At 58.5% G+C, this 26,135-nt stretch carries 24 protein-coding genes and 1 tRNA gene; all 25 read left to right on the top strand.

The annotated features are described in order from the left end of the window. The first annotated feature begins 3 nt into the window (after positions 1 to 3). The 25 genes from E7002_RS00125 (at position 4) to E7002_RS00005 (ending at position 26,033) form a co-directional block, all read left to right on the top strand. On the top strand, positions 4 to 723 hold the full coding sequence (locus E7002_RS00125; protein ID WP_303726912.1) for a zinc ribbon domain-containing protein: 720 nt from the start codon (positions 4 to 6) through the stop codon (positions 721 to 723). Further along, complete coding sequence (locus E7002_RS00120) at positions 723 to 1,592, top strand: reverse transcriptase-like protein (protein WP_303726911.1); 870 nt, start codon at positions 723 to 725, stop codon at positions 1,590 to 1,592. The genes E7002_RS00125 and E7002_RS00120 overlap by 1 nt, the downstream gene beginning before the upstream one ends. 76 nt (positions 1,593 to 1,668) lie before the next feature. Further along, complete coding sequence (locus tag E7002_RS00115; RefSeq protein WP_303726910.1) at positions 1,669 to 2,313, top strand: AzlC family ABC transporter permease; 645 nt, start codon at positions 1,669 to 1,671, stop codon at positions 2,311 to 2,313. Next, positions 2,300 to 2,623, top strand: a complete 324-nt coding sequence (locus E7002_RS00110; protein ID WP_303726909.1) for an AzlD domain-containing protein — start codon at positions 2,300 to 2,302, stop codon at positions 2,621 to 2,623. Before E7002_RS00115 ends, E7002_RS00110 begins: the two co-directional genes overlap by 14 nt. 189 nt (positions 2,624 to 2,812) lie before the next feature. Beyond that, a complete protein-coding gene (gene rplS, locus E7002_RS00105; protein WP_066662376.1) occupies positions 2,813 to 3,157 on the top strand; it encodes a 50S ribosomal protein L19 in 345 nt (114 codons plus the stop codon). A 69-nt stretch (positions 3,158 to 3,226) separates the two neighbouring features. Continuing rightward, the gene (locus E7002_RS00100; protein WP_303726908.1) at positions 3,227 to 4,015 is read left to right on the top strand and encodes a ribonuclease HII; all 789 of its coding nucleotides are present in this window, start codon (positions 3,227 to 3,229) and stop codon (positions 4,013 to 4,015) included. 104 nt (positions 4,016 to 4,119) lie between these two features. Continuing rightward, a complete protein-coding gene (locus tag E7002_RS00095; protein ID WP_303726907.1) occupies positions 4,120 to 4,569 on the top strand; it encodes a YraN family protein in 450 nt (149 codons plus the stop codon). Between the two features lie 25 nt (positions 4,570 to 4,594). Continuing rightward, positions 4,595 to 6,076, top strand: a complete 1,482-nt coding sequence (locus E7002_RS00090) for a YifB family Mg chelatase-like AAA ATPase (protein ID WP_303726906.1) — start codon at positions 4,595 to 4,597, stop codon at positions 6,074 to 6,076. Further along, positions 6,073 to 7,068, top strand: a complete 996-nt coding sequence (locus tag E7002_RS00085; protein WP_303726905.1) for a DNA-processing protein DprA — start codon at positions 6,073 to 6,075, stop codon at positions 7,066 to 7,068. Before E7002_RS00090 ends, E7002_RS00085 begins: the two co-directional genes overlap by 4 nt. A 101-nt stretch (positions 7,069 to 7,169) precedes the next feature. Beyond that, the gene (locus E7002_RS00080; RefSeq protein ID WP_303726904.1) at positions 7,170 to 8,300 is read left to right on the top strand and encodes an Ldh family oxidoreductase; all 1,131 of its coding nucleotides are present in this window, start codon (positions 7,170 to 7,172) and stop codon (positions 8,298 to 8,300) included. Positions 8,301 to 8,338: 38 nt separating this feature from the next. Next, on the top strand, positions 8,339 to 9,751 hold the full coding sequence (gene trmFO / locus E7002_RS00075) for a methylenetetrahydrofolate--tRNA-(uracil(54)-C(5))-methyltransferase (FADH(2)-oxidizing) TrmFO (protein ID WP_303726903.1): 1,413 nt from the start codon (positions 8,339 to 8,341) through the stop codon (positions 9,749 to 9,751). Between the two features lie 3 nt (positions 9,752 to 9,754). After that, the gene (locus tag E7002_RS00070; protein WP_303726902.1) at positions 9,755 to 10,717 is read left to right on the top strand and encodes a tyrosine recombinase XerC; all 963 of its coding nucleotides are present in this window, start codon (positions 9,755 to 9,757) and stop codon (positions 10,715 to 10,717) included. 99 nt (positions 10,718 to 10,816) lie between these two features. Then, positions 10,817 to 13,648, top strand: coding sequence for an excinuclease ABC subunit UvrA (gene uvrA, locus E7002_RS00065; protein ID WP_303726900.1), 2,832 nt, complete (start codon positions 10,817 to 10,819; stop codon positions 13,646 to 13,648). Between the two features lie 52 nt (positions 13,649 to 13,700). After that, positions 13,701 to 14,309, top strand: a complete 609-nt coding sequence (locus E7002_RS00060) for a hypothetical protein (protein ID WP_303726899.1) — start codon at positions 13,701 to 13,703, stop codon at positions 14,307 to 14,309. Between the two features lie 114 nt (positions 14,310 to 14,423). Beyond that, positions 14,424 to 15,755, top strand: coding sequence for an NADP-specific glutamate dehydrogenase (gene gdhA / locus E7002_RS00055; protein WP_303726898.1), 1,332 nt, complete (start codon positions 14,424 to 14,426; stop codon positions 15,753 to 15,755). 83 nt (positions 15,756 to 15,838) lie between these two features. Then, positions 15,839 to 17,797 carry an excinuclease ABC subunit UvrC gene (gene uvrC / locus E7002_RS00050; protein ID WP_303726897.1) on the top strand — a complete coding sequence of 653 codons (1,959 nt, stop codon included), beginning with the start codon at positions 15,839 to 15,841 and terminating at the stop codon, positions 17,795 to 17,797. 5 nt (positions 17,798 to 17,802) lie between these two features. Further along, positions 17,803 to 18,753, top strand: coding sequence for an RNase adapter RapZ (gene rapZ, locus E7002_RS00045; protein WP_303726896.1), 951 nt, complete (start codon positions 17,803 to 17,805; stop codon positions 18,751 to 18,753). Further along, the gene (yvcK, locus tag E7002_RS00040; RefSeq protein ID WP_303726895.1) at positions 18,753 to 19,859 is read left to right on the top strand and encodes a gluconeogenesis factor YvcK family protein; all 1,107 of its coding nucleotides are present in this window, start codon (positions 18,753 to 18,755) and stop codon (positions 19,857 to 19,859) included. The genes rapZ and yvcK overlap by 1 nt, the downstream gene beginning before the upstream one ends. Continuing rightward, positions 19,838 to 20,767: a DNA-binding protein WhiA gene (whiA, locus tag E7002_RS00035; protein ID WP_303726893.1), complete on the top strand. Its 930-nt coding sequence runs from the start codon at positions 19,838 to 19,840 to the stop codon at positions 20,765 to 20,767. Before yvcK ends, whiA begins: the two co-directional genes overlap by 22 nt. Before the next feature lie 71 nt (positions 20,768 to 20,838). Continuing rightward, the gene (gene gap / locus E7002_RS00030) at positions 20,839 to 21,840 is read left to right on the top strand and encodes a type I glyceraldehyde-3-phosphate dehydrogenase (protein ID WP_066662410.1); all 1,002 of its coding nucleotides are present in this window, start codon (positions 20,839 to 20,841) and stop codon (positions 21,838 to 21,840) included. 77 nt (positions 21,841 to 21,917) lie between these two features. Further along, entirely contained in the window at positions 21,918 to 23,108 is a 1,191-nt protein-coding gene (pgk, locus tag E7002_RS00025; protein WP_303726892.1) for a phosphoglycerate kinase, read from the top strand. A gap of 2 nt (positions 23,109 to 23,110) precedes the next feature. Continuing rightward, positions 23,111 to 23,878 (top strand): triose-phosphate isomerase, encoded by a 768-nt coding sequence (tpiA, locus tag E7002_RS00020; protein WP_303726891.1) that lies wholly within the window; start codon positions 23,111 to 23,113, stop codon positions 23,876 to 23,878. Positions 23,879 to 23,899: 21 nt separating this feature from the next. Next, entirely contained in the window at positions 23,900 to 25,447 is a 1,548-nt protein-coding gene (gene gpmI / locus E7002_RS00015) for a 2,3-bisphosphoglycerate-independent phosphoglycerate mutase (protein ID WP_303726890.1), read from the top strand. Between the two features lie 191 nt (positions 25,448 to 25,638). Further along, the gene (secG, locus tag E7002_RS00010; protein WP_066662419.1) at positions 25,639 to 25,890 is read left to right on the top strand and encodes a preprotein translocase subunit SecG; all 252 of its coding nucleotides are present in this window, start codon (positions 25,639 to 25,641) and stop codon (positions 25,888 to 25,890) included. 55 nt (positions 25,891 to 25,945) lie between these two features. Further along, positions 25,946 to 26,033 (top strand) — tRNA-Leu (locus E7002_RS00005). Positions 26,034 to 26,135 lie beyond the last annotated feature (102 nt).

Here is a 26,135-nt window from a genome sequence, read left to right as displayed (position 1 = left end):
AGCATGCAGGCTACAGCTGAACAGATTCAAGCCCTCGAATCCCTGCAGGACATCGATCGCCGCCGACTGCGTGCCCGTATGGAGGTCGAGTCTCTTCCTCATGGGAAGAAGATCGCCGAAATCCGCCGCAAGCGTGCTCAGGCCGACGCCAAGCGTGCGCAGGTGGAAGCCATTCTGGCCAAGGCTGAAGAGCAGATGAATCGCTATTCCGAAGAGGACGAGCAGCTCGAGGGCAAGCAGCGCGAAACGCAGGCGAAGATCAACGAGGTGCAGGGCGACTATCGTAGCGTCACGTCCCTCACGCGCGATCTCGACGGGATGCGCAAGCGCCGCGAGACGCTCGAGTTCGAGATGGGCAAGCTCGACAAGAAAATCGAGGAAATCCGCACGGTTGCCGAGCAGGCTGGCAAAGTCGTGGCTACGCTCTCCTCTCAGGAAACCAAGCTTACCGAGCAGTTCCGCACCGAAACCGCTCGTCTTCAGAACGAAATCGCGCAGGCCGACTCCGAGCGTGCCGCCCAGGTAAAGCTTGTGTATGAGCCGCTGCTTTCCACGTACGAAGCCGCGCTCGAGCGTTGTGGCGGCGTTGCCATTGCCAAGCTCGACGACACGCGTTGCTCTGCGTGCCGCAATGTCATCGAAGCGAATAGGCTTCTGCAGATCAAGCGCGAAGCTCCCATTTCGCAGTGCCCCCATTGCCGTCGCCTGCTGCTCATCGACTAGTGTCTACGGGCGTTCTCTACATAGACGGCGCGTCGCACGGCAATCCTGGCCCTTCCGCGTGCGCTTTCGCCCTTCTTGCCGAATCGGGCGGGGAGGTGTCGCATGGTGCCTGGTACCTGGGCGATGCCACGAACAACATCGCCGCCTACATGGCGCTCATCTGGGGCATGCAGAATGCCCTGGCAAGCGGGTTTACCGCCGTGGATGTGCGCTGCGATAGCCAGCTCGTGGCCCTGCAGATGGGTGGCGCGCTGAAGGTGAAGACGGCCGACCTGGTTCCCCTGTATCGCAAGGCGTCCGATTTGGCTGGACGCTTCGAGTCGTTTTCCATTACGCGCATTCGCCGCGCCGAGAACCATGCCCTGAACGAACTTGCGTGCGAAGCGCTTGACGAGCGCTCGCATAGTGGTTCCTATGCGGTGCCGCTCGACGCTGGTCAGGACACGCTCTTCCAGGTGCGTGACGAGGCAGAGTCGCCGGGCGAATCCGTTTTCAGCCCCGATGCGTCGTTCCTGTACAAGGGTGGCTATTACGAGCTCACCATCAAGAGTCGCTTCGAGCAGATCACTCCTACCGGCGACCCCGTTACGTGGAGCGTGGAAGCGCGCGTGTCCTCGGAAGAGCTTGACGCGCAAGGTCGCGTCATCTCGTTGGGGACCATGCAGCAGATGCTCGCCGATGTTATCGATGGCCTTGATGGCGCCGATCTTTCCCGGCAAGAGCCTTTCGATGCCCTGCCTGCCACCATGGAGCATTTGGCGCGCGTTGTCTTCTGGCGTTTGGATCCTGCCTTGCCTCCGCGCGTTCAGCTTGATGAGGTCGGTATATGGTCTTCGGCTATAGGAGCTAAAATCGTGTATCGCCCGTAGAGGGTAATGTCTATACTACCCAGGTATGGTTAGGAAAGACACATTCTCGAGCGCACTCAAGGCGGCTATTCCCGTTATGGCTGGCTACGTCGGCATCGGCGTTCCGTGCGGAATCATGGAAAGCTCTGTTGGGTTGAATGCCCTTATGGCGTTCGCTGTGAGCATGACGTTCTATTCTGGTGCCGGCCAGTTCATGGTGTCCAGCATGTGGCTTGCGGGCAATCCCGTATCAGCCATCGTTGCGTCGGTTTCGTTCGTGAACACGCGTCAGATGCTGTATTCCACTGCCTTTGCCCCGTATTTTGCTGGCGTGAAGAAGTGGCTTACGTTCTTGTTCTCCGCCACGGTTACCGACGAGAGCTTCGGAGTGAACATGGGGCTGTTCAGGCAGGGTGGCTGGCGTCCGGCGCAGGCTACGCTTGTCAACCTGCTGTGCATGACCACGTGGGCGCTTTCCAATTCCGTGGGCGTGCTTATTGGTGACGCGCTTTCCATTCCCACCGCCATTGCCTCGTTTGCCATGACCTCGATCTTCATCTGCTTGCTTGTTACGCAGAAGTTCGATCGAACCAATGTCGTCGTGGTCATCGCATCGTTTGTGGGCGTGTTCCTGTTCAAGCTCATTGGCCTCTCGGGGGCTGCCATCTTGCTTGGTGCCTGCCTGGGCGTTGCCTGCGGCATGCTCTTCCGCCGAATTGGAGGTCATCGTGAGCTGGTCTGAGTTTCTGCTCATCTACGGATTGTGCCTGGTGGCCATCGTGCTCTGCCGCTGCGTACCCATATTTGCCCTGAAGGGGCGCGATTTGCCGCGTAACATGCAGACGGCGCTCTTCCTCATTCCGCCTGCTGCGTTTGCTGCGCTCGTCGCGAACGACCTGCTTTCGCCCACCATGTTCGACGGGGGAGTATGGCAGGGCGCCATGCCCCTGCTGAGCGCTGCCGTTGTCGTGGTTGTTGCGTGGAAAACCCGCTCGTTGATTTGGTGTGCCCTCGCTGGCGTTGCGGTATATGCGATACTAACCATGCTGTAAGCAGCGTGCATGGTGCCGCTAGTTCTAAACCGTTGGGGCGGTCGAAGCTTTGGGGGATAAGTCCAGCTCCCAAAACCTTCATAACCAGGAACTGCTTCTTGCAGAACCAAGGTTGGGGCGTTATACTCTTCAATCGCGTCTTTACCGGACATTCAGTTTTGAATTGCAAAAATAGAAGGACAACGAACAATGGATATCATTCGCGCTATTGAACAGCAGCAAATCAAGCAGGACATTCCTGAGTTTCATGTGGGCGATACCGTAAAGGTGCACTATCGTATTACCGAGGGTAACCGCGAGCGTATCCAGGTTTTCCAGGGCGACGTCATCCGTCGTCATGGCGCTAGCAATCGCGAGACCTTCACGGTTCGTAAGATCAGCTTCTCCATTGGCGTCGAGCGTACCTTCCCCGTGCATTCTCCCAAGATCGACAAGATCGAGGTTGTCCGTCACGGTGATGTTCGTCGCGCCAAGCTCTACTACCTGCGTGACAAGGTTGGCAAAGCTGCCAAGATCAAGGAAAAGGCATTCTAGGCTAAACACGCCATTGGGATGTTCGGGGGCCTGCTTGCAGGCCCCTTCTTTTATGCAAGGGGAACGTTGATGAAGCAGAATTTCCATACCGCCCAGGATATTGTCGAGCGTCTACGCGCAGCCGATGCAGCCGAACTGGCCACGCTCGAGCGCTCGCTTGCCGCCGATACGCGCAAGACCGTTCAACGGGCACTTGCCAGCGCGCGTCGTCGCATCGAGGCGGAACGAGCCGAACGGGAGCGCGTGGAGGGCATGTATTCCTTCCAGGACGAGCTTGCATCTGGAAAGCTGCTTGTGGGCCTGGACGAAGTTGGTCGCGGCCCGCTTGCGGGTCCCCTTACCGTTGGTGCCGTGGTTCTGCCAAAGGAGCCCATCATCTACGGGCTGAATGATTCGAAGCAGCTTACCCCTCAGCGACGGGAAGAGCTCGCAGCGCAAATCAAGGAGCAGGCGCTTGCCTGGTCCATTCAGTACATTCAGCCGCACGATATCGACGAGAACGGCATGACGGCATCGCTGCGTTCTGCGTTTTCCGCAGCCATTCGCGAGATCGAGGAAGCGGGCGTGGACCTTCAGGTGGTTCTGCTTGACGGCAACGCGCTCCATCTCGACAGCCGCGAAATCAACGTCGTGAAGGGCGACGCACGCTGTGCAAGCATTTCGGCTGCTTCCATCATTGCCAAGGTGGAGCGTGATGCGCTCATGGTCGAGTACGCCAAGGAGTTTCCCGAATACGGTTTCGACGGCAACAAGGGCTATGGTTCCGCTGCCCACATCGAGGCCATCAAGCAGTATGGGCTTTCGCCCATTCATCGCGCGTCGTTCTGCACCGCGTTCGTTCAGGACAAGCTTTTCTAGATTGCAAGCTTTGCGCAATCCTTTGGCAAGGATTCCGCGATGAATAACGTATCGCGCCGTTAGAGCGTACGCGTACCTTGGACCCCATGTAGAAAGGGGTCCGTATGGAAAAGGCGAATACCGCAAATCATGTCTTCGGCGCAACGGATGAGACCGAATCCGAGTCTTCTACGTCGAGCCATAATATCGAACTGGGCAAACGGGGCGAAGATGCCGCTGCTGCCTACCTAAGCCAACGTGGCTATCACGTTTTGGCGCGCAATTGGCGCTGTCCTGCCGGCGAAGTCGATATCGTTGCGGAAAACGAAGATGGTCTTCACTTTGTCGAGGTGAAGACGCGCATGAGCGAACGCCGTGGCTTTCCCGCGGAAGCGGTCGATGCGAAGAAGCGCCACAAATATGAGCGCATGGCGGAGATATACCTGTGCGACTGCGAGATCGACGAAGATAATTGCGCCGTTTACTTCGATATCATCTCTATTCTAGTAGGCGATAACAATCGTGCGTTCCTCCGCTTCCATAAGAACGCCTTCGGACGCGAATGCGAGCGCTAGTATGACGCGGAAGCAATGTAGCGTCATGAGCGCCACCATCGTAGGCGTGAAGGCCATTCCCGTCTCCGTTGAAGTTGCCATTACTAGCGGCATTCCCGGATTTGCCATCGTCGGTATGCCCGATGCCGCCATCCAGGAAGCCCGCGAGCGCATTCGGTCTGCCATCAAGGCATGCGGCTATACCATGCCGCGCGAAAAGGTTGTGGTGAACCTGGCGCCTGGCTCGCTTAGGAAGACGGGTTCGGGGTTCGATTTGCCCATTGCCGTTGCGCTGCTCGTGGCAACTGGGCAGATAGAGCCGCAGGTAGTGGGCGATGCGTTGCTTGTTGGCGAGCTGTCGCTTGAGGGAGGCGTGCGTCCCATACCCGGCATGCTCGCGTACCTTCTTTGCGCTCGCGATCAGGGCGTAAAGCTGCTATGCCCGCATTCCGATGCGGCGTGCTTTCCCGATGATTCCATCAACGACATCGTGGTTTTGCGGAGTTTGGGGGCGTTTGCAACGGGGGAATTCGAGCATCCTTGTTCGACGTACGGCTCGAAGCCCGCTGCGGAACCCGATTATGCCGACATTGGCGGCCATGAGTTCGAGAAGCGGGCCATGCAAATTGCGGCTGCAGGCAATCATGGCGTTTTGCTCATGGGGCCTCCGGGTTCGGGCAAGACCATGCTCGCTTCCCGCCTGCCCAGCATTTTGCCGCCGCTTTCCGAACGCGAGATCATGGAAACCGCCTGCGTGCATTCGGTTGCGGGGGAGGACGTATCGCCTATTCTTCGGGGCATTCGCCCGTTCAGGTCTCCCCACCATTCTGCGACAATGGCTGGTTTGGTTGGCGGTGGGTCCGTTATTCGCCCAGGTGAGCTTACCCTTGCGCATAATGGCGTTCTGTTCCTGGATGAGCTGGGCGAGTTTTCTGGGCATGTGCTGCAATCCATCCGTCAGCCTTTGGAATCGGGGCACATCACCATTACGCGTGCCAACGGCAACGTCGATATGCCCGCTCGATTCATGCTGGTTGCGGCAAGCAATCCGTGCCCCTGTGGTTATTTCGGCGACGAGAAGATATCCTGCACCTGTTCGCCCGCACGCGTTAGCGATTACCAGAATCGCATTGGCGGGCCTCTCATCGATCGCATCGACATTTGCCTCGACGTTTGGCGCAGCGATTACGAAGACGTCGTCTCGTCTGGTTCAAATCTCGATTCGGCCACGCTTCGCGGCGGTGTTCTCGCAGGCAGGGAATTTGCATACGAGCGATGGAAGCGAAGCGAGGTGCCCTTGGTTGTCTCTACGCACGACATGCTGCGCGCGTGCATGATGGAAGAGGAGACTGAGCGCTTTTTCAAGGGCATGGCCGAGGCCCATATCCTATCAGGTAGGGGCATCATGCGCGTACTTTCCGTGGCGCGCACCATTGCCGATATCGAGCAAAGCGTACGCGTCACCGACGACCATATCGCCGAGGCATTCAGCTTGCGCGTGCGTTCGCAGATTGGGGCTGCGGCATGACGAAAGCATTCAAGGTACCCACGGAGGAACAGGCGAAGGCCGATCAGAAGCGCATGGGCTTTCGTAGCTATTCCGGCCCCAAGCTGAAGGGGGAGCGCGTGGTGTTGCGCGCCAACGAGGCCGGCTATCCCGCGCAGCTGAGTCGCATCCCCTATCCGCCAAGCGAGCTATACGTTATTGGAAACCCCGCTGCGCTACAGGAGGGTTTGGCCATCGTGGGAGCGCGCAAGGCCACGCCATATGGACTGGCCTGCGTCGACGAATTCGGCGGCATGGCGGCGCGTGTTGGCATTGCCATTCTCTCGGGTGGCGCCAGGGGATGCGATTCGCGTGCCCACGAAGCGGCTCTGCGGGAAGGCGCGCCTACGGTGGCGTTTCTAGGCGGCGGATGCGACCAGATCTATCCTGCGAGCAATTACGGCTTGTTCCAGCGTATCGTCGATGCGGGTGGTGCCGTTGTCTCGGAACAGCCATGGGAATTCCCTGCGGTTCCCTATGCTTTCAGGCTTAGAAATCGCCTGATAGCTGGCCTTGCCCGTGCCACGCTCATCGTGGAGGCGGGGCTTCCCTCGGGTACCTTTTCCACGGCCGATGAGGCCCTGCAGGCGAATAGGGATGTGCTCGTAGTGCCAGGAGCTATTACGTCACCAACCTCTGCTGGTTCGAATCGCCTGCTCTACCAGGGTGCCACGCCCGTGGTGGATAGGGAATCGTTTGAAGACTACCTACTCTCCACCTTTGGCATGCTGAGCTTTTCGCATGTCGAGCCTACCGAAAAGCGAGCGCCGCGTAAGGCCGATCCGGTGCTTCGGGCCTTGCTGGCCGAACCCATGCGTATGGATAGGCTCATTCGCGCTATGTGCGAAGCGGGTTCCGTTTCGGGTGATTCTCGAGTGCGTGTGCAGAAGCGTGTAGCCGAACTGGAACGTGATGGCGTTATTGCGCGTTACCCCGATGGAAGGTATGGCCCCAAGCGAGTGGGCGTACTTTAGCGCGGTGTATTCTCTTCACGTAGAGTTTTCATTCCTCGTGAGAGCTGGCATATGCGGCCGTATAATGTGCCCACTGAATTCAATCATGCGAAAGGTGCGCTATGGGTTACGTGAAGTGGAGTTTCGATACGCTCGATCGTTTCTGCGGGGATGTCTTCTCCGCCTTCGGCTTCTCCGAGGAAGACGGCAACATCATCAAGGACGTTCTGCTCACCGCCGATCTGTTTGGCATCGAAAGCCACGGCATGCAGCGCATGGTGCGCTATCACAAGGGCATCGAAAAGGGCACCATCCATCCCCAGGAAAAGCCCGAAGTGGTGTTTGATACTCCCATTTCCGCTGTCATCGATGGCCATAACGGCATGGGCCAGCTCGTGTCTCATTTCGCTATGACCAAGGCAATCGAAAAGGCCAAGCAGTCGGGCGTTGGCATCGTGAGCGTGCGCAATTCGAACCATTACGGCATCGCCGGTTACTACGCCAAGATGGCCGTTGACGAGGGCCTCATGGGCTTCAGCTGCACGAATTCCGAAGCCATCATGGTTCCCACGTTCGCACGCAAGGCTATGCTCGGCTCGAACCCCATCGCCATTGCCATGCCTGCCGATCCGTATCCGTTCTGGTTCGATAGCTCCACGTCCGTCGTCACGCGTGGCAAGCTGGAAATCTACAACAAGCGCGGGGAAGCGCTGCCCGAGGGCTGGGCGCTCGACGAGGACGGCAATCCCTGCTCCGAAGCACCGCGAGTGCTGAAGAACATCGTCGAGAAGAACGGCGGCGGCATCATGCCCCTGGGTGGCAACACCGAAAAGCTTGGTAGCCACAAGGGCTATGGTTACGGTATGGTCTGCGAGCTGTTTAGCTCCATTCTTTCCCAGGGCGTATTCTCCAGCTCCTGCTGCACGTTCGACGACAAGACGGGCATCTGCCACGGGTTCATGGCCATCAATCCCGCATACTTCGGCGATCCCGATGCCATTCGCGCGCATCTCTCTGAATTCATGGAAGAGCTGCGCAATGCGCCCAAGGCCGAAGGCGCCGAGCGCATTTATACGCATGGCGAAAAGGAAGTGCTTGCCGAAAAGGAACGTCGCGAAAACGGCATTCCCGTTAACGACGGCACCATGGTGGAAATCGCCAACCTGTGCAACTATCTGAAGCTCGATTTCGCTTCGTATTTCCCCGGTTACGAGCTTCCTCAGGACAGCACGTTTTTCGCTGGCAATTACTAGGCAATTACTAGGATGAGCTTGAACGGTAGCACGCGTCGATGACTTGCAATGTGAACATAATCGGAGCGGGCCTTGCGGGTAGCGAGGCCGCGCTCTACCTAGCTCACCTGGGGTGTTCGGTTACTCTTTTCGAGCAGCGGCCCGAACGCACTACGCCTGTGCATACGGGCGATGCGTGCGCCGAGCTTGTTTGCTCGAATTCGCTGAAGAGCATGAAACCCGAAAGCGCTGCCGGCATGCTGAAGGGCGAACTGGCCGCCTTGGGCTCCTTCTTGTACGAGGCCGCCCTCGACAATCGCGTTTCAGCAGGTGGGGCACTTGCCGTCAACCGCGAAGACTTCTCTGAATCGGTGACGCGTGCTATTGAATCGAACGATCGCATTACTTTGGTGCGCGGCGAAGTGACCTCGCTGCGCGAGGATGGTTCCGTATGCCTTGCCGGAATGTCCGAACCCGTTGGGTGCGATGCCGACGCGGTCATTCTGGCATCTGGGCCTCTCACCTCCGATGCCCTAGCCGAGTGGCTGCGTGGCATCACGGGAGAAGACACGCTTGCGTTTTACGACGCAGCGGCGCCCATCGTCCTGGCGGATTCGCTCGATATGACGAAGGTGTTCCGCCAGAGTCGTTACGAGGAAGGCGTGGGTGATTACCTGAACGCTCCCTTCTCGAAGGAAGAGTACGAAACGTTTGCCCAGGAACTCGTGGGTGCGGAACGCGTCATCATGCGCGATTTCGAAACGCGCGACCTTTTCCAGGCTTGTCAGCCCATCGAGGAAATCGCCCGCAAGGGCTTCGACGCGCCGCGCTTCGGGCCGCTTAAGCCCGTTGGCCTTACCGACCCCCGTACGGGTCGTCGCCCCTGGGCGGCGCTGCAGCTTCGCGCGGAAGATGCCCATGGGCAGAGCTTCAACCTGGTGGGATTCCAGACGAACCTCACGTTTCCCGAACAGAAGCGCGTATTCAGGCTCATTCCTGGCTTGGAGCATGCGGAATTCGTGCGCTATGGCGTAATGCATCGCAATACCTTCGTTGATGCACCTCATATTCTCGACGCTTCACTTCGCGTTGTTTCCAACCCGCTTTCCGTGCCTCTGTACATGGCTGGGCAGGTTGCGGGCACCGAAGGCTATTGCGAGGCTATTCGTTCGGGGCTTCATGCGGCTATCTCCGTGTTTTCCCAGCTTATAGGGAAACGGGGCGTGACCCTTCCGTCCGAGACCGCCTTTGGCGCACTCCTTTCCTATGCGTGCAACCCGGAAACGTCCGACTATCAGCCCATGCACGTCAACTTTGGCATCATGATGCCCTTGGAGCGCAAGATCCGAAACAAGGGCGAGCGCTATGCGGCCTATGCCGAGCGCGGCAACCGTGCGCTAGAGGAGTATTGTAGCCAGCTTGCGTCTTTGGGTATTGTCCTGCGTGGCCCCATCGATCCTTCTGAAGCGTAGGCCATGGTCACGCATCCTTCGGAAGGAAAAGAATGCGGTTTTCCCGCCGTGTTTGCCGAATGCGTTGAAGCGTATCTGACGTCGCTGCGCGTCGAGGAGAACGTGTCGGCTCATACGCTGCGCAATTATCGCATCGACCTCGAGGCGTATGGCCGTTGGGCGGTTCGCGCTCATGTGGACCCCTGCGCCGTCACCCATAAGCAGTTGCGTCGCTACCTGGGCGAACTCGATGCCGCGCGCTATGCTCGCAGCACGGTGAACAGGCGATTGAGCAGCTTGCGTGGCTTCTTTCGCTGGATGGTTGTAAACGAGCATATCGAAGCGAATCCCGTTGATGTCATTCCGTCGGTACGGGCTTCGAAGCGATTGCCCCACCGTATTCCCGCTGCTGATATGGCGCGCATCCTTTCCGTGAATGGATCTATCGATGCCAGCGGGCACACGCGGCAGCAGTCGCCATCTCAGCTTCGCGATCAGGCGATTCTCGAATTCCTCTACGCATGCGGCGCACGTATTTCCGAGGCGTGCAACCTGCGCGTCCAAGACGTCGACTTCCGGCAAATGCAGGTTCGCATGGTGGGCAAGGGCAACAAGGAGCGCATCGTGCCTCTGCACGAACTCTCTCTTTCCAGCTTGCGCGCCTACTTCGATTTCGGACGCCCGGAGTTGCTGGGGGAGCGTCCCGACCCAGGATTTGCCTTCCTTTCCACGCGGGGAAACCGTATGGGGCCCGACGCAATGCGCAAGATGTTCGCCAAGACGCTCGTGGAAGCTGGCGTCGATGCGCATTATACGCCGCATGATATGCGGCATACCTTCGCCACCGATGTGCTCGAGGGTGGTGCCGACTTGCGTAGCGTCCAGGAGATGCTTGGCCATGCAAGTCTTTCCACTACGCAGATATACACGCATCTTTCGGTGGGTCGCCTGAGCGAGGTGCACCATAGCGCGCACCCGCGTGGATAGTACATGTGTTCGTATTCTAGCGATGCGGTAACAACCCGACCATAGCGTTCGTACGGCTATAAAATGAGCCTATCGAATACGCATGTGTTAGGCGGTTATATGTCGCAGAATTCAATCGTTATCAAAGGTGCTCGCGAGCACAATCTGAAGAACATAGACGTAACCATTCCGCGCGATAAGCTCGTGGTTATCACGGGTCTTTCGGGCTCGGGCAAGAGCTCCCTGGCTTTCGACACCATTTACGCCGAAGGACAGCGTCGCTACGTTGAAAGCCTCTCCAGCTACGCGCGTATGTTCCTGGGTCAAATGAGCAAGCCAGATCTTGATAGCATCGACGGCCTTTCGCCGGCGGTTTCCATCGATCAGAAGACCACGAGCAAGAATCCGCGCTCTACGGTGGGCACCGTCACCGAAATCTACGACTACCTGCGCCTTCTTTTCGCCCGCGTGGGTGTTCCGCATTGCCCGGAATGCGGTAGGGAAATCAAGAAGCAAACCACCGATCAGGTTACCGACGAGATTCTGGCTCTGGGCGAAGACGTTCGCGCGCTTGTCATGGCCCCCATGGTCATTGGGCGCAAGGGCGAATTCACCAAGCTGTTTCAAGATATTCGCGCCGAGGGCTTTTCCCGTGTGCGCGTCGATGGCGAGGTCATGCGCCTCGACGAAGAAGAGGGCTTGAAGCTCGACAAGAAGTTCAAGCATACGATCGAGGTCGTCGTCGACCGCGTAGTACTGAAGTCCTCTGCCACGTCGCGCATCGCCGAGGCCGTCGAGGTGGCTACGCGCCTTGCAAACGGCCGTGTGGTCATTCACACCATGAAGGACGAAGGGGAAGAGGACCACCTGTTCAGCTTGGCCCTGGCGTGCCCCGAACACGGCCATTCCATGGACGAGCTGCAGCCGCGCGATTTCAGCTTCAATGCCCCCTATGGTGCGTGCCCCGATTGCCTGGGCATCGGCAGCCGCGAGGAAGTCGATCCCAGCCTCATCATTCCCGATCCTTCGCTTTCGCTGAACCAGGGCGTTGTAGCGCCGCTTTCCAGCGGCAACTATTATCCCCAGGTGCTGCGCGCCGTTGCCAAGCATCTGGGTTATGACGCCGATACTCCATGGGAGGATTTCTCGCGCAAGGCGCAGAAGGCCCTCATGGAAGGCTTGCCCGAAAAGGAAAAGGTTCGTGTCGACTATCACACCGTTGACGGTCGCGAAACGTATTGGTTCATCGAATGGGAGGGCATTCGCGCAGCTGTCATGAATCGCTACAAAGAGGCAAGTAGCGATCGCCAGCGCGAGAAGTACGAGAAGTACTTTGCCGTGGTTCCCTGCGCTACTTGCGGTGGAAAGCGCCTGAAGCCGGAAATCCTGGCGGTAACGGTGAATGGCAAGAACATTCACGAGGTTTGCGAGCTTTCTGCCCGCGATTCGCTGTCGTTCTTCAATTGCCTTAGCTTCGAAGGGGCCGACGCCCAAATTGCGAACCCCATTGTGAAGGAGATCCGCTCCCGCTTGCAGTTCCTAGTCGACGTGGGCCTCGACTACCTTACGCTGGAACGTGCCACTGCCACGCTTTCCGGTGGCGAAGCGCAGCGCATTCGCCTGGCAACGCAGATTGGCGCGGGCCTCATGGGCGTGCTCTACATTCTCGACGAGCCCTCCATTGGCCTTCACCAACGTGACAACGAACGTCTTATCGGTACGTTGGAGCATCTGCGCGACCTGGGCAATACCGTCGTCGTGGTAGAGCATGACGAAGATACCATTCGCCATGCCGATTACGTTATCGACATGGGGCCCGGTGCGGGCGAGCATGGCGGGGAAGTGGTTGCCGCGGGAACGCCCGCGCAAATCGTACATTGCCCCGATTCGCTTACCGCAGCGTACCTCACGGGCAAACGTGAGATTTCCGTTCCCAAAGAGCGCAGAAACCCCCGTCGCGGAAAAATAACCATCTCGGGTTGTCGCGCCAACAACCTGCGCAATCTTACCGTAAGCATCCCCATCGGCACGCTTACGGTGGTTACGGGCGTTTCGGGCTCGGGGAAGAGCTCGCTTATCACCGATACGCTGGCTCCTGCGCTTGCCAATCGTGTGAACCACGCCCATCGCAGTACGGGCGAGTATCGCAAGATTACTGGCATTGAAAAGCTCGACAAGGTCGTCGATATCGATCAATCGCCCATTGGCCGTACGCCGCGTTCGAACCCCGCCACCTACGTGGGCCTGTGGGACGATATTCGCAAACTCATGGCATCTACGCAGGAATCGAAGGCACGTGGTTATTCGCCGGGTCGCTTCAGCTTCAACGTTCCGGGCGGTCGTTGCGAAGCCTGCAAGGGCGACGGCCAGGTAAAGATCGAAATGCACTTCCTGCCCGACGTTTATGTACCCTGCGAGGTCTGCAATGGCCAGCGCTACAATCGCGAAACGCTGCAGGTGCGCTACCGTGGCAAGAACGTCTACGAGCTGCTCGACATGACGGTCGACGAAGCGCTCGAGTTCTTCTCGAGCATTCCGCGTATTACGCGCAAGCTGCAAACGTTGCACGACGTTGGCTTGGGCTACATTCGCCTCGGTCAGCCTGCCACTACGCTTTCCGGTGGCGAAGCTCAGCGCGTAAAGCTTTCCAGCGAACTGCAGCGCGTGCAAACGGGGAAGACGTTCTACATTCTCGACGAACCCACTACGGGTTTACACTTCGAGGACGTACGCCAGCTCATTGTCGTGCTCCAGCGTCTTGTCGATGCGGGCAACACCGTGCTCATCGTCGAGCATAATCTCGATGTCATAAAATGCGCCGACCACATCATCGACTTGGGCCCCGAGGGCGGCGAGCGAGGTGGTGGAATCGTGTGCGAGGGCACGCCAGAAGATGTTGCCTCGTGTTATGAGAGCCATACCGGGCGTTTTCTCGCCAATATGCTTTCATAAGCGCTTATAATCGTGGACTATGAGTCAAAGGTCCCGAGAGAAAATAGCATTGATGGTCTTCGTCGCGCTGATCGTCGTAGTGATCAGCGGCGGTATTTGGTACATCAACGTTGGCCATAATTGGAATACCGCAGCCACCACCATCGATGACGCCACGGGCTCTATGGAGGGGTATACCGCCATCGTATTCGATGGCGTCGATATCCCCACGGTCGAAGAAGCGGCGGCTACCACCAAGCCCGTCACGCGCTATAGCGTTCTTGCCAGCTACCACGAAAAGAATGCCACGGTCGTGGGGCTCGACCTCATCAATACCGCGTTGTACGACGAGGGCCTTATCGTGAAGGCCGGTTCGAAGCGCATTGGCGTGTTCTGCGTTGATTCTCTGGAAGATGCCAGCATGTACCAGAACACCGTACGTGCCTTCGAACGCCAGGAAGTCGATTTCGTCGTGTGCATTACCTCCGACGCCCAGCTGCTATGCGGTAGCTCGGTTGGGATCAATGGCATCGACATCGTCATTTCCACGCAGCGCAACACGAGCTCCGTGCTCGATGGTACGCTGGGCAGCGCCTATTGCGTCGATTCTCCTTGCGTCGGCAAGATCGGCGTCATTCTCATTTCTCCCAGCAACGTCGTTTCCTCGAAGGTCATCTCCTAAAACGCGCTTTTGTTTCAGCGACGTTAATAATTCGCGAAAAGCTTGTTTCACTACATCACGCGAAAGTGCCGCCGTATAATAGTGTGCGTTGGCAATCGCACTAAGGAGGTAACCTTGAGTTACACGCAGCAAGTTATCGATATGGTGAAGGCGAAGGACGCTGACCAGCCCGAGTTTATCCAGGCTGTCACCGAGGTCCTCACTTCTCTCCAGCCTGTCATCGACGCTCATCCCGAGTATCAGAAGAAGGCCCTGCTCGAGCGCATCGTTGAACCCGAGCGCGTGGTCATGTTCCGCGTGCCCTGGGAAGACGATGAGGGCAACATTCATGTGAACCGCGGCTTCCGCATCCAGTTCAACAGCGCCCTGGGGCCCTACAAGGGCGGCCTGCGTCTGCATCCCTCGGTTAACCTCTCCATCTTGAAGTTCCTCGGCTTCGAGCAGATCTTCAAGAACAGCCTGACCACGCTTCCCATGGGCGGTGGCAAGGGCGGTTCCGACTTCGACCCCAAGGGCAAGTCCGACCGCGAGGTCATGCGCTTCTGCCAGAGCTTCATGACCGAGCTCTGTCGTCACATCGGCCCCGACACCGACGTTCCTGCTGGCGACATCGGAACCGGAGCCCGTGAAATCGGCTACCTGTTCGGCCAGTACAAGCGCATTCGCGACGAATGCTCCAGCGTTCTCACTGGCAAGGGCCTTTCTTTCGGCGGCTCCCTGGCTCGTACCGAAGCTACCGGCTATGGCCTGGTGTACTTCGTGCAGGAATACCTGAACTGCCACGACGACAGCTTTGAGGGCAAGACGGTCACCATTTCCGGTTCCGGCAACGTTGCCATCTACGCTGCCGAGAAGGCTCAGCAGCTGGGCGCTACCGTCGTTACGCTGTCCGACTCCACTGGTTGGATCCATGCCCCCCAGGGCATTGACATCGCCCTGCTGAAGCAGGTCAAGGAAGTCGAGCGCGCTCGCATCAGCGAGTACGCAAAGCGCGCCGAGGGCGTTGAGTACCACGAGGGTCGTGGCGTGTGGCAGATTCCCTGCGACATCGCGCTTCCCTGCGCTACGCAGAACGAGCTGCTCATCGACGATGCCAAGCAGCTTGCTGCCAACGGTTGCAAGGTCGTTGCCGAAGGCGCCAACATGCCCACCACCATGGACGCCACCACTTACCTGCAGGAAAACGGCGTAACGTTCATGCCGGGCAAGGCTGCCAACGCTGGTGGCGTTGCCACCTCTGGCCTGGAAATGAGCCAGAACCACGAGCATCTGTCCTGGACGTTCGAGGAAGTCGACGAGAAGCTGCACGGCATCATGAAGAGCATCTACCATGCCGCCGACGACGCTGCTCGTGAGTACGGCTTCGAAGGCAACTACGTTGTTGGCGCTAACATCGCCGGCTTCAAGAAGATTGCCGATGCCATGATCGCTCAGGGTCTCGTGTAGGTCGTACGCCATCAGGCAACATCTTCGATGCTTTTAAGCCGCGGGGCCTTTATGGTCCCGCGGCTTTCGTTATACTTTCCCTCATGAATGAAGAGCGCATCGAAACCATCAAACGCCAGCTTGACGAAGTGCCTACGCTTCCCGGCGTCTACCTGTGGAAAGACGCTGATGGGCAGGTCATCTACGTGGGCAAGGCAAAGCAGCTGCGTGCCCGAATGCGCCAGTACGTCAATTTCCAGGACGATCGCGCCAAGATCCCGCTTCTGGTCGACCAGATTCGCTCGTTCGGATACATCGTCGTCGACAACGAATACGAAAGCCTGGTTCTGGAAAAGAACCTCATCGATCAGTATGCGCCGTTCTTCAACGCCGACTTCAAAGACGACAAGAGTTATCCGTTTATCGCCCTAACGAAGGGGGATACGTTTCCCGCCATCAAGTTCACGCGCGAGAAGCACAAGCCCGAAACGCAGTACTTTGGCCCCTTCACCGACAGCCGTGCGGCACGACGCATGATCGAGATTGCGCGCAAGGTGGTTCCCATCTGCGCTGCCTCGTGTTCGCAATGGCGTGCCATGAATCGCGAAATCGCGAAGAACGGCCTCAAAGAATACCTTTCCGAGCAGCGCAAACCCTGCTTCGACTGCCATGTGGGCATAGGCCCGGGCGCATGCTGCGGAAAGATTTCGCCTGAAGCGTACGCGGAAAACGTGCGTCGTGTTGAGCGTTTCTTGCGTGGCAATCACGCCGAGTTCATTTCCGAGCTGAAAGACGACATGTCCCAGGCGGCTTCCGAACTCGATTTCGAGAAGGCGGGGCGCATCAAGGAGCGCATAGAGGTCATCGAGCGCCTTACCGACAAGCAGCACGCGGTCATGGCGCATGACGTAAATGCCGACGTCATTGGGTTCTACCGCGAGGAAACCATTGCGGGCGTCCACGTGCTCATGGTGCGCGAAGGGCGCGTCATCAACGGAAACGAATTCGTCTTGGACAAGGGCAAAAACGTACCCGACCAGGATATTCTCCATTCGTTCCTGCTGCGCTACTACAGCGTCACGGAATCCATTCCGCGCGAGGTCATCGTGGCCAACGAGCCCGAGGATAAGCCGACGATGGAGGATTGGCTCACCAACCGCCTGGCAAGCAAGTTCGGTGCGCGCGTGCGCTTCGTAGTGCCCGAACGCGGCGAAAAGCGCGATTTGCTCGAAATGGCCCAGGTCAACGCAAAGCATACGCTTATGCGCTACAAGGTTCGCACCAATTACGAGGACAAGCGCATTAACGAGGCACTGCTTCAGCTGGAAAGCGCCCTTGCGCTCGACGCGCCACCCATGCGCATCGAATGCTTCGACATTTCCACGCTCCATGGCACGTATACGGTTGCTTCCATGGTGGTGTTCACCGACGGAAAGCCCGACAAGGGACAGTACCGCAGGTTCAAGATCCGCGCCGAACTCGACGAGGCGAACGACTTCGTGTCCATGCAGGAAGTGCTGGGACGCAGGTATTCGCCCGAGCGCATGGCCGACGAGCGATTCGGACGCAAGCCAGACCTGCTCATCCTTGACGGTGGCAAGCCGCAGCTTTCTGCCGCCATGGAACAGCTTGGGTCGATGGGGGTTGATATTCCCATGGCTGGCCTGGCCAAACGAGACGAGGAATTGTTCGTTCCCTGGCAGGATACCGGCCCGGTAGTGCTTCCGAGCGGTTCCGCCTCGCTCTACCTGGTGAAGCAGGTGCGTGACGAGTCCCACCGCTTCGCCATTACGTTCCATCGCGAATTGCGCGGGAAGGGCATGACGACGAGCATCCTCGACGAGGTGGCCGGCATTGGCCCCGTGCGCAAGAAGGCGCTCCTGAAGGCAATGGGCGGATTTCGCAAGCTGCGCGAAGCGACGCTGCAGGACATCATGGATGCTCATGTTGTGCCCGATGATGTGGCACGCGAGGTATACGCGGTGCTGCGGCAGTATAATGATACGCGTAAGAACAGCACGATTGACGAATCTGATCATTCTTCCGTGGAAGAAGGGGAATAGCGTATATGGCAAGCAATGATGCGCAAAACGCTCCAATGCCGCATCCTACGCCCGACCTGGTTGTCATTACCGGCATGAGCGGTGCAGGGCGCACGGAGGCGATGCATACGTTCGAGGACATGAACTATTTCTGCATCGACAATCTTCCGCCGGCGCTTCTCATGTCGCTCGTCTCGTCCGATAGCATTCCCAGCCAGGACGGGGCATCGGGAAAGCTTGCCGTGGTCTGCGACGCTCGAAATAGGAACTATTTTCGCGAGCTCACGCGCGAACTCGCGCGCCTAAGCGAAGCGGGCGTCGACTACTCCATCATCTTCCTCGACGCTTCTGACGAGGCCATTCTCGCGCGGTACAAGGCGTCGCGTCGTCGTCACCCCATGTGCGTCGACAACAAGACGACCATTTCCCAGGGGATCGCCATGGAACGCGAGCTCACGCAAGAGCTGCGCGCAACCGCCGATGCCATCATCGATACCTCCAACATGAGGCCCATCGTGCTGCGCGAGCGCATTCGCTCGCTTTTCGCGCACGAAACCCCTCGTCAGGGTATGAGCGTCGTAGTGTATTCGTTTGGGTTCAAACATGGCTCCGCGGCAGACGCCGATATTCTCATCGACGTGCGCTTCCTGCCCAACCCGTACTACGACCCCGAAATGCGCCATCTTACCGGGCTCGATGACAAGGTTCGCACCTTCGTCATGGAGCGTTCCGAAACCAAGGAGTTCATGGTTCGCTGGACGGCGCTGCTCGATTGCGTCATGCCTGGCTATGTTGCCGAAGGCAAGCAGCAGCTGGCCATTGGCGTTGGCTGCACGGGTGGACAGCACCGTAGCGTTGCCATCGCGGTTGCCACGGGTGAATACCTGCGGAAATGCGGTTACCAAGTGCACGTTTCGCATCGAGACCTCTCGCGCGCCGATACGGGCGAAGCGAAGAAGAGTGGGGAGGGGGAGTAATGGCGAATTCCGCATTCAGGCAAGACCCCTCCGCAACGGGCTCGTTTGACAAGATTCGCGGCATCGAGCCCGTAGTCGGCAATGCGCAGCCTGCTCATGCCGTGGTTATTGGCGGTGGAACGGGCGCACCGGTTTCCATTCGTACCCTGGTGTCCATGGGCGTGCGTACGTCCGCCGTGGTCGCCATGGCCGATGATGGTGGTTCCACCGGTGCCTTGCGCGAGCTTGCCAACGTCACCCCTCCTGGTGACATCCGCAAGTGCCTCGTTGCCTTTGCCGACGATCCGCATGATCCGCTGACCCGTGCGTTCAAGTACCGTTTCGAGCTGGCGAACAATCATGCGCTGGGCAATCTGCTCATTACTGCACTCGAAGATGCAACGGGGTCTTTTCCCGAGGCCATTCGCATTTGCGAAGACCTGCTGCATGCGAAGGGGCACGTGTATCCCTCCACGCTCGACAAGGTGACGCTTTGCGGCCGTACGCTCGATGGTCGCATCATCGAAGGCCAGGCCAACATTTCGCATTCGCGCACTGCCATCGAAAGCGTGTGGCTGAAGGCGCCCTATACCGGCACGCCGTATCCGGCTGCCATCAAGGCCATCTGCGAGGCCGACCTCATCGTGCTGGGACCTGGCTCGCTTTTTACGTCAATCATCCCGAACTTGCTCATCCCAGGCGTGCTGGAAGCGATTCGCAGTTCGCGCGCGAAGACGGTCTTCGTCTGCAGCGTTGCCGATTTCCAGGGTGAGACCTGGGGTTTTTCCGCGGAAGAGCACGTACGTGCCCTGCAGGACCATGGCATGGCGGGCTTGCTCGATTACGTGCTTGTGCACACGCCCGTGCAATTGCGCCCTGGCGGTCACGAACCGGGTAGCTTTAACCAGGTCACGCGCGAAGAACCGCTGCAGAACGATTTCGATGGCGCAAGTCGCGTTCGCCCGGTTCCCATTACCTACGATGCCGCGTATCGCATCCAGGAAAGCGGTCCGGTCGTCATTGCGCGCGACTTCGTAGACCCAGCTCATCCAACCATCCACAATCCCATTGCCCTGCGCGATGCTCTTACGGGGGTGCTCAAGCTTTGTCGTTCACCGCAGATGTAAAGGAAGAGCTTTCGCGCGTTCCACCCGTATGCTCGCATTGCGAGCGCGCTACGCTTGCCGCTCTCATTCGCATGGAAGGCTCGCTCTTCCTGGCTGGTTCTGGGCGTTTCCGCATTGAAGTCGACACTGATTCGCCGTCCGTTGCGCGCCTGCTCGTAAAGCTCTTGCACGAGCAGTACGGTCTGAAGACCGATTGGACCGTTCGTCGCAGCGTGCTGCATAAGACGCCTAACTACCTGATCGAGGTGCCCATGCAGAAGGGGCTGCCCGAGGCCATGAAGGACATGGGCGTGCTCACGTCGGGCGGCTTCGACCGTGGCGTGTATCCGAAGCTTGTCGAGAAGCGCTGCTGCGCCGCCGCGTACCTACGCGGGGCCTTCCTGGGCAGCGGGTTCATTGCCAACCCGAAGGGCGATTTTCATTTCGAGATGTCGGTTGAATCCGAAGAGCTGGCAAACGGGCTCGTAGAGCTCATGGCCGAACGCGACATTTCGGCGAAGATCATGCAGCGTCGCAGCAATTACATCGTCTACATGAAGAGCGGGTCGGCCATTTCGGCCTTTCTAGCCGTAGTTGGCGCGCACCAGAGCGCGCTTGCCATGGAAAACGTTCGCGTGATCAAGAGCGTGCGCAACGACGTGAACCGCAGGGTCAACGCCGAGCTGGCCAACCAGCAGAAGGCCACCGAAGCCAGCATGGAGCAGATCATGGCCATTCACGCGGTGATCGACCGCTATGGCCTGGAGAGCCTTCCACCGGCTCTTCAAGAATTCATCAAACTTCGCGTGTCGCACCCCGATGCCACATTGAAGGAACTCGGGGAATACGCCGACCCGCCCTTGTCCAAATCGGCCGTATACCATCGCGTTCGTCGAATCGAGCAGCTTGCCGCGCAGGTTGAGCGGTAAATGCGTTATAGTATCCCACGGTGCGACCTGCGGGTTGTGCCTGAATAGTATCGAGAGATAAGGAGTGCCTAATGGCAACGAGGGTAGCGATCAACGGGTTCGGCCGCATTGGACGCCTGGTCTTCCGTGCGATGGCAAAAGACCCTGCTTTGGAAGTGGTCGCAGTTAACGATCCCGGCTCTGTTGAGGCCATGACCCACCTTCTGAAGTACGATTCCATTCATGGTCGCGATTTCGAATCGGTCGAGGTTACGGAAGACGGTTTCGTGGCAGACGGCCAGAACGTGAAGGTTTTCTCCGACCGCAATCCATCCAATCTGCCCTGGGGCGAGCTCGACATCGACATCGTCGTTGAGTCAACGGGCGTGTTCCGCGACCGCGAAGGTGCCCAGAAGCACATCGACGCTGGCGCCAAGAAGGTCATCATCACCGCTCCTGGCAAGAACGAGGACATCACCATCGTCATGGGCGTGAACGACCACTTGTACGATCCGGCCGTTCACAACATCGTGAGCAACGCTTCCTGCACCACGAACTGCCTCGCTCCGTTCGCAAAGGTGCTGCTCGACAACTTCGGCATCAAGCGTGGCTACATGAATACCATCCACGCATACACGAACGACCAGAAGATCCTGGACCTTCCTCATAAGGACCTGCGTCGTGCTCGTGCCGCGGCCATGTCGATCATCCCCACCACCACGGGTGCCGCTCGCGCCGTTTCCCTGGTTCTCCCCGAACTGAAGGGCAAGCTCGACGGCTTCGCAACGCGTGTGCCCATTCCCGACGGCTCCATGGTCGACCTTACCGTCGAACTCGAGAAGTCCGTTACGAAGGAAGAAATCAACGCTGCCATGAAGGCCGCTGCCGAAGGCCCGCTGAAGGGCATCCTGGAATACAGCGAGGATCCGCTGGTTTCCATCGACATCGTCCACAACAGCCACTCTTCTATCTTCGACGCCGGCCTTACCATGGTCATGGGCGGGGAAAACAACCTCGTTAAGTGCGTCAGCTGGTACGACAACGAGTGGGGTTATTCCAACCGCGTGAAGGACCTGGCGAAGATTCTGCTCTAAGGTCTTATGTCATTACGGCCGGAACATGCACGCTTGGCGCTGCGGTTCCGGCCTTGTTTTGTGTAGAAAGGAAAAGCATGGCTGAAGTGAAGTCACTTGAGCAAGCCGATGTAGCCGGTAAACGAGTTCTCTGTCGCGTCGATTTCAATGTGCCGCTCGATGGCGCTACCGTAACCGACGACACGCGCATCCGCGCGGCGCTTCCCACGATCGAGTATTTGGTGGGGAAGGGCGCCAAGGTCATCCTGATGAGCCACCTGGGTCGTCCCGCTGGCACGGGCTTCGAGGAGAAGTTCTCCCTCGCTCCTGCTGCCGAGCGTCTTTCCCAGCTTATTAGCGCTCCCGTTACCTTTGCCGCCGACACCGTGGGCCCCCATGCCCATGAGGTCGTCGAGGCCATGGAAGATGGCCAGGTCGTGGTGCTGGAAAACCTGCGTTTCGACAAGCGCGAGAAGAAGAATGACCCCGCGTTCTGCGAAGAGCTTGCCAAGCTGGGCGATCTCTACGTGAACGATGCCTTCGGCACCGCACACCGCGCTCATGCCTCTACGGCTGGCGTAGCCGCGCTGCTGCCCGCATATGCCGGCTATCTCATGCTGCGCGAGGTGAGCACGCTTTCGGGGATGCTCGACGAACCGAAGCGCCCCTTCGTCGCCATCCTTGGCGGCTCGAAGGTCTCCGATAAGGTTGGCGTCATCGATGCCCTCATCGAGAAGGCCGACACCATCATCATTGGTGGTGGCATGTGCTTCACGTTCCTGCTGGCCCAGGGCAAGCAGGTGGGCACCAGCCTGAAGGAAGAGGATTGGGTTGAGCGCGCTGCCGGCATGATCGAGCATGCGAAGGAAGCAGGCGTCGAGCTGCTGCTTCCCACCGACGTGGTCGTGGCCGATCGCTTCGCCGAAGACGCGAACACCGCAACCGTTTCCGTGGACGAAATCCCCAGCGACATGATGGGCCTCGACATCGGCCCCGAGACCGAGAAGCTGTATGCCCAGGCCATCGCCCAGGGCAGCACGGTATTCTGGAATGGCCCCATGGGTGTGTTCGAGATGGCTGCCTTCGAGCATGGTACGAAGGCCGTTGCCCTGGCCGTCGCTGAAAACGCGGAAGCCGACACCATCATCGGTGGTGGCGATAGCGTTGCCGCCGTTAACAAATTTGACCTTGGAAGCAAGATGACCTTCATCTCCACCGGCGGTGGCGCTTCCATGGAGCTGGTGCAGGGTCTGCCCCTGCCTGGCGTTGAGGCTCTTAAGGAGGCTTAATCATGCGCAAGCCTATGATGGCTGGAAACTGGAAGATGAATAAGACCTGGGCCGAGTCCGTCGTGCTCGCCCAGGGCATTTCCAATCGCTGCGACGATGCGTGGGATGCCGTTGACGTGGTGCTTTGTCCGCCCGCCTGCAATCTGAAAGCCGTGCATACGGTACTCGAGTTCGATCGCCGCGACATTCACGTGGGTGCCCAGAACTGCCACTGGGAAGAAGGTGGCGCCTTTACGGGCGAAATCTCCATTCCCATGCTGGAAGACATCGGCGTCGACCACTGCATCGTGGGTCATTCCGAGCGTCGCGAATACTTCAGCGAGACCGACGAGATGGTCAACCGTAAGGTGATGGCGCTGGTCAACCATGGCATTACCCCCATCGTCTGCGTAGGCGAATCTCTGGCCGTGCGCGATGCGGGCACGTACCTGGAATTCATCGTCAACGAACTGCGCGCCGATTTTGCGGGCCTGGAACCCGAAGAGGCTGCCAAGTGCGTCGTCGCTTACGAGCCCATCTGGGCCATTGGCACGGGTCGCACGGCTACGCCTGAACAGGCGCAGGAGGTCTGCTCGGCCATTAGGGCTGCCCTTTCGGATCTTTTTGGCGAGGAAGTTGCCAGTGGTATGCGCGTGCTCTATGGTGGCTCCATGAAGCCCGCCAACGTCGAAGGCCTCATGGCCCAGTCCGATATCGACGGCGGCCTTATCGGTGGGGCAGCGCTTTCCGCCGATTCCTTTGCCGAACTTGTTGAAGCGTGCCTGAAATAGGCGCGAGAAAGAAGCATGTTTATGGATAAGAGCAAGCTCCATCTGCCTGCGGCGCTTATCATCATGGATGGCTTCGGCATCGCCGAGCCTGGTCCGGGCAATGCCATTTCGCTTGCGAATACGCCCCATCTCGACCATTTGCGCGAAACGGCGTCGAACATTCAGATTCAGGCGTCGGGCGAATACGTGGGTCTTCCCGATGGCCAGATGGGCAACTCCGAAGTGGGTCATCTGAACATTGGCGCCGGCCGCATCGTCTATCAGGAGCTTACGCGTATCAACAACGCATGCCGTAGCGGTAGCATCGCCGAAAACGAGAAGCTGTGCGCCGCTATGGAACGCGTGAAGGCGGCTGGTTCCGTACTGCATGTTATGGGCCTCGTTTCCGATGGCGGCGTGCATTCCAGCAACGAGCATCTCTATGCGCTGCTGAAGATGGCAGCGCAGCATGAGGTTCCGCGTGTCTTCGTTCATTGCTTCATGGATGGACGTGACGTTCCGCCTGCTAGCGGTCTTGGCTACATCGAAGAGCTGGAAGAGCGCATCGCCGAATACACGACCGATGCGTGCCAGATTTCGATTGCGTCCATTTCCGGTCGCTATTACGCGATGGACCGCGATAATCGCTGGGAGCGCGTGAAGAAGGCATTCGATGCGGTTGCGCATGCGCTGCCCCATAGCGAGCTTTCGCCCACCGAGTTCATGCAGGCAAGCTACGATGCCCAGGTAACCGACGAGTTCGTCGTTCCGGGTTCGTTTGCGACGCGCGGCGTTGAAGACGACGATGCCATCATCTTCTTCAACTTCCGCCCCGATCGCGCGCGTCAGATTACGCATGCCTTCGTGGATGCAGAGCCGTTCGAATCGGAATCGTTCCCGCGTCCGTATTTCGTGTGCCTCACCGAATACGACCCCGAGATTCCCGCCGACATCGCGTTTGCGAAGGAATTCCCCGAAAACGTTCTCGCCGATGTGCTTTCCAGCGCGGGGTTGAAGCAGTATCACATCGCCGAGACGGAAAAGTACGCCCATGTCACGTTCTTCCTGAATGGCGGCATCGAAGCCCAGAAGGAAGGGGAGCGCAGGCAGATCATCGACAGCCCCAAGGTGGCCACGTACGATCTTCAGCCCGAAATGAGCGAGCCTGCGGTCGCCCAGACGCTTGCTGACGCCATCGACGCCGACACGGCAGACGTGTACATCGTGAACTTCGCCAACTGCGATATGGTGGGGCATACGGGCTCCATTCCCGCTGCTACGGCGGCCGTAGAGGCCGTGGATGCTGGTGTGGGGCAGGTTCTTGCCGCCATCGAGCGCAAGGGCGGCGTGGCGCTCGTTACGGCCGATCACGGCAATGCCGACAAGATGATCGCCGAGGACGGCCAGCCCCATACGGCTCACACCACCAACCCGGTGCCCCTGTTCCTGGCTGACTACGCGGGCCTGGGATACCAGCTTGCGCAGCCCGAAGGCACGTGCGGCGCCCTCTGCAATCTTGCTCCTACGCTGTTGCAGATGATTGGCTTGGAGGTTCCCGCCGAGATGACAGCTTCCAGCCTGCTCGCCTAATCTACGCCCATTCGGAACGCCCGCTTCGTGCGGGCGTTCTGCTTTTGCGGCGTCTGCGATGCCTTCATAAGGGCATACTGTGCGTAATTGGCATGAGAACTGTTGCTCTCGTGCTCAGATTGACTATAATTTTGCAGTTGCGAGTTGTCGGCACATACGGTGCTGTAGTCACAGAGAAGAAAGAGTTCGCTTTGAATCCGTTGCTTATCCTGGTCATCATCGCCCTGGTCATTTCGGGTGCTGGTCTTATCGTCTTCATCATGCTGCATTCCGGCAAGGGCACGGGCATTTCCGACGCCATTGCCAGCTCGCTGTATTCCACGAGCTCCGGCACTAGCATCATCGAAAAGAATCTCGACCGCATCACCATCATTTTTGCCGTGGTGTTCCTGATTTCGCTCATCCTTTTGATGATTATTTATCCTCAGGGCACAATTGCCTAAAATTCTCGCTTGCAACGCGGAAACTTGTGCTATAGTACCCCTCGTTGCTTTTCACGTCGGAGTGGTGGAACGGCAGACACGCTAGCTTGAGGTGCTAGTGCCCACTTTAGGGCTTGCGGGTTCAAATCCCGCCTCCGACACCAGGAATTACGAGCCGCCTTCGGGCGGCTTTTTAATATGAGCAGGACATTGTCAAGAGGCAAAACCGGGCCTGACCCCCAATTCGAGGGGCCAGGCCCTTCCTC

Source organism: Denitrobacterium detoxificans, assembly GCF_015062615.1.
In the GTDB taxonomy this organism is placed as follows: domain Bacteria; phylum Actinomycetota; class Coriobacteriia; order Coriobacteriales; family Eggerthellaceae; genus Denitrobacterium; species Denitrobacterium detoxificans_A.
The sequence above is the reverse complement of the archived record's forward strand: the minus strand, read 5'-3'. Positions and strand labels throughout refer to the sequence as shown.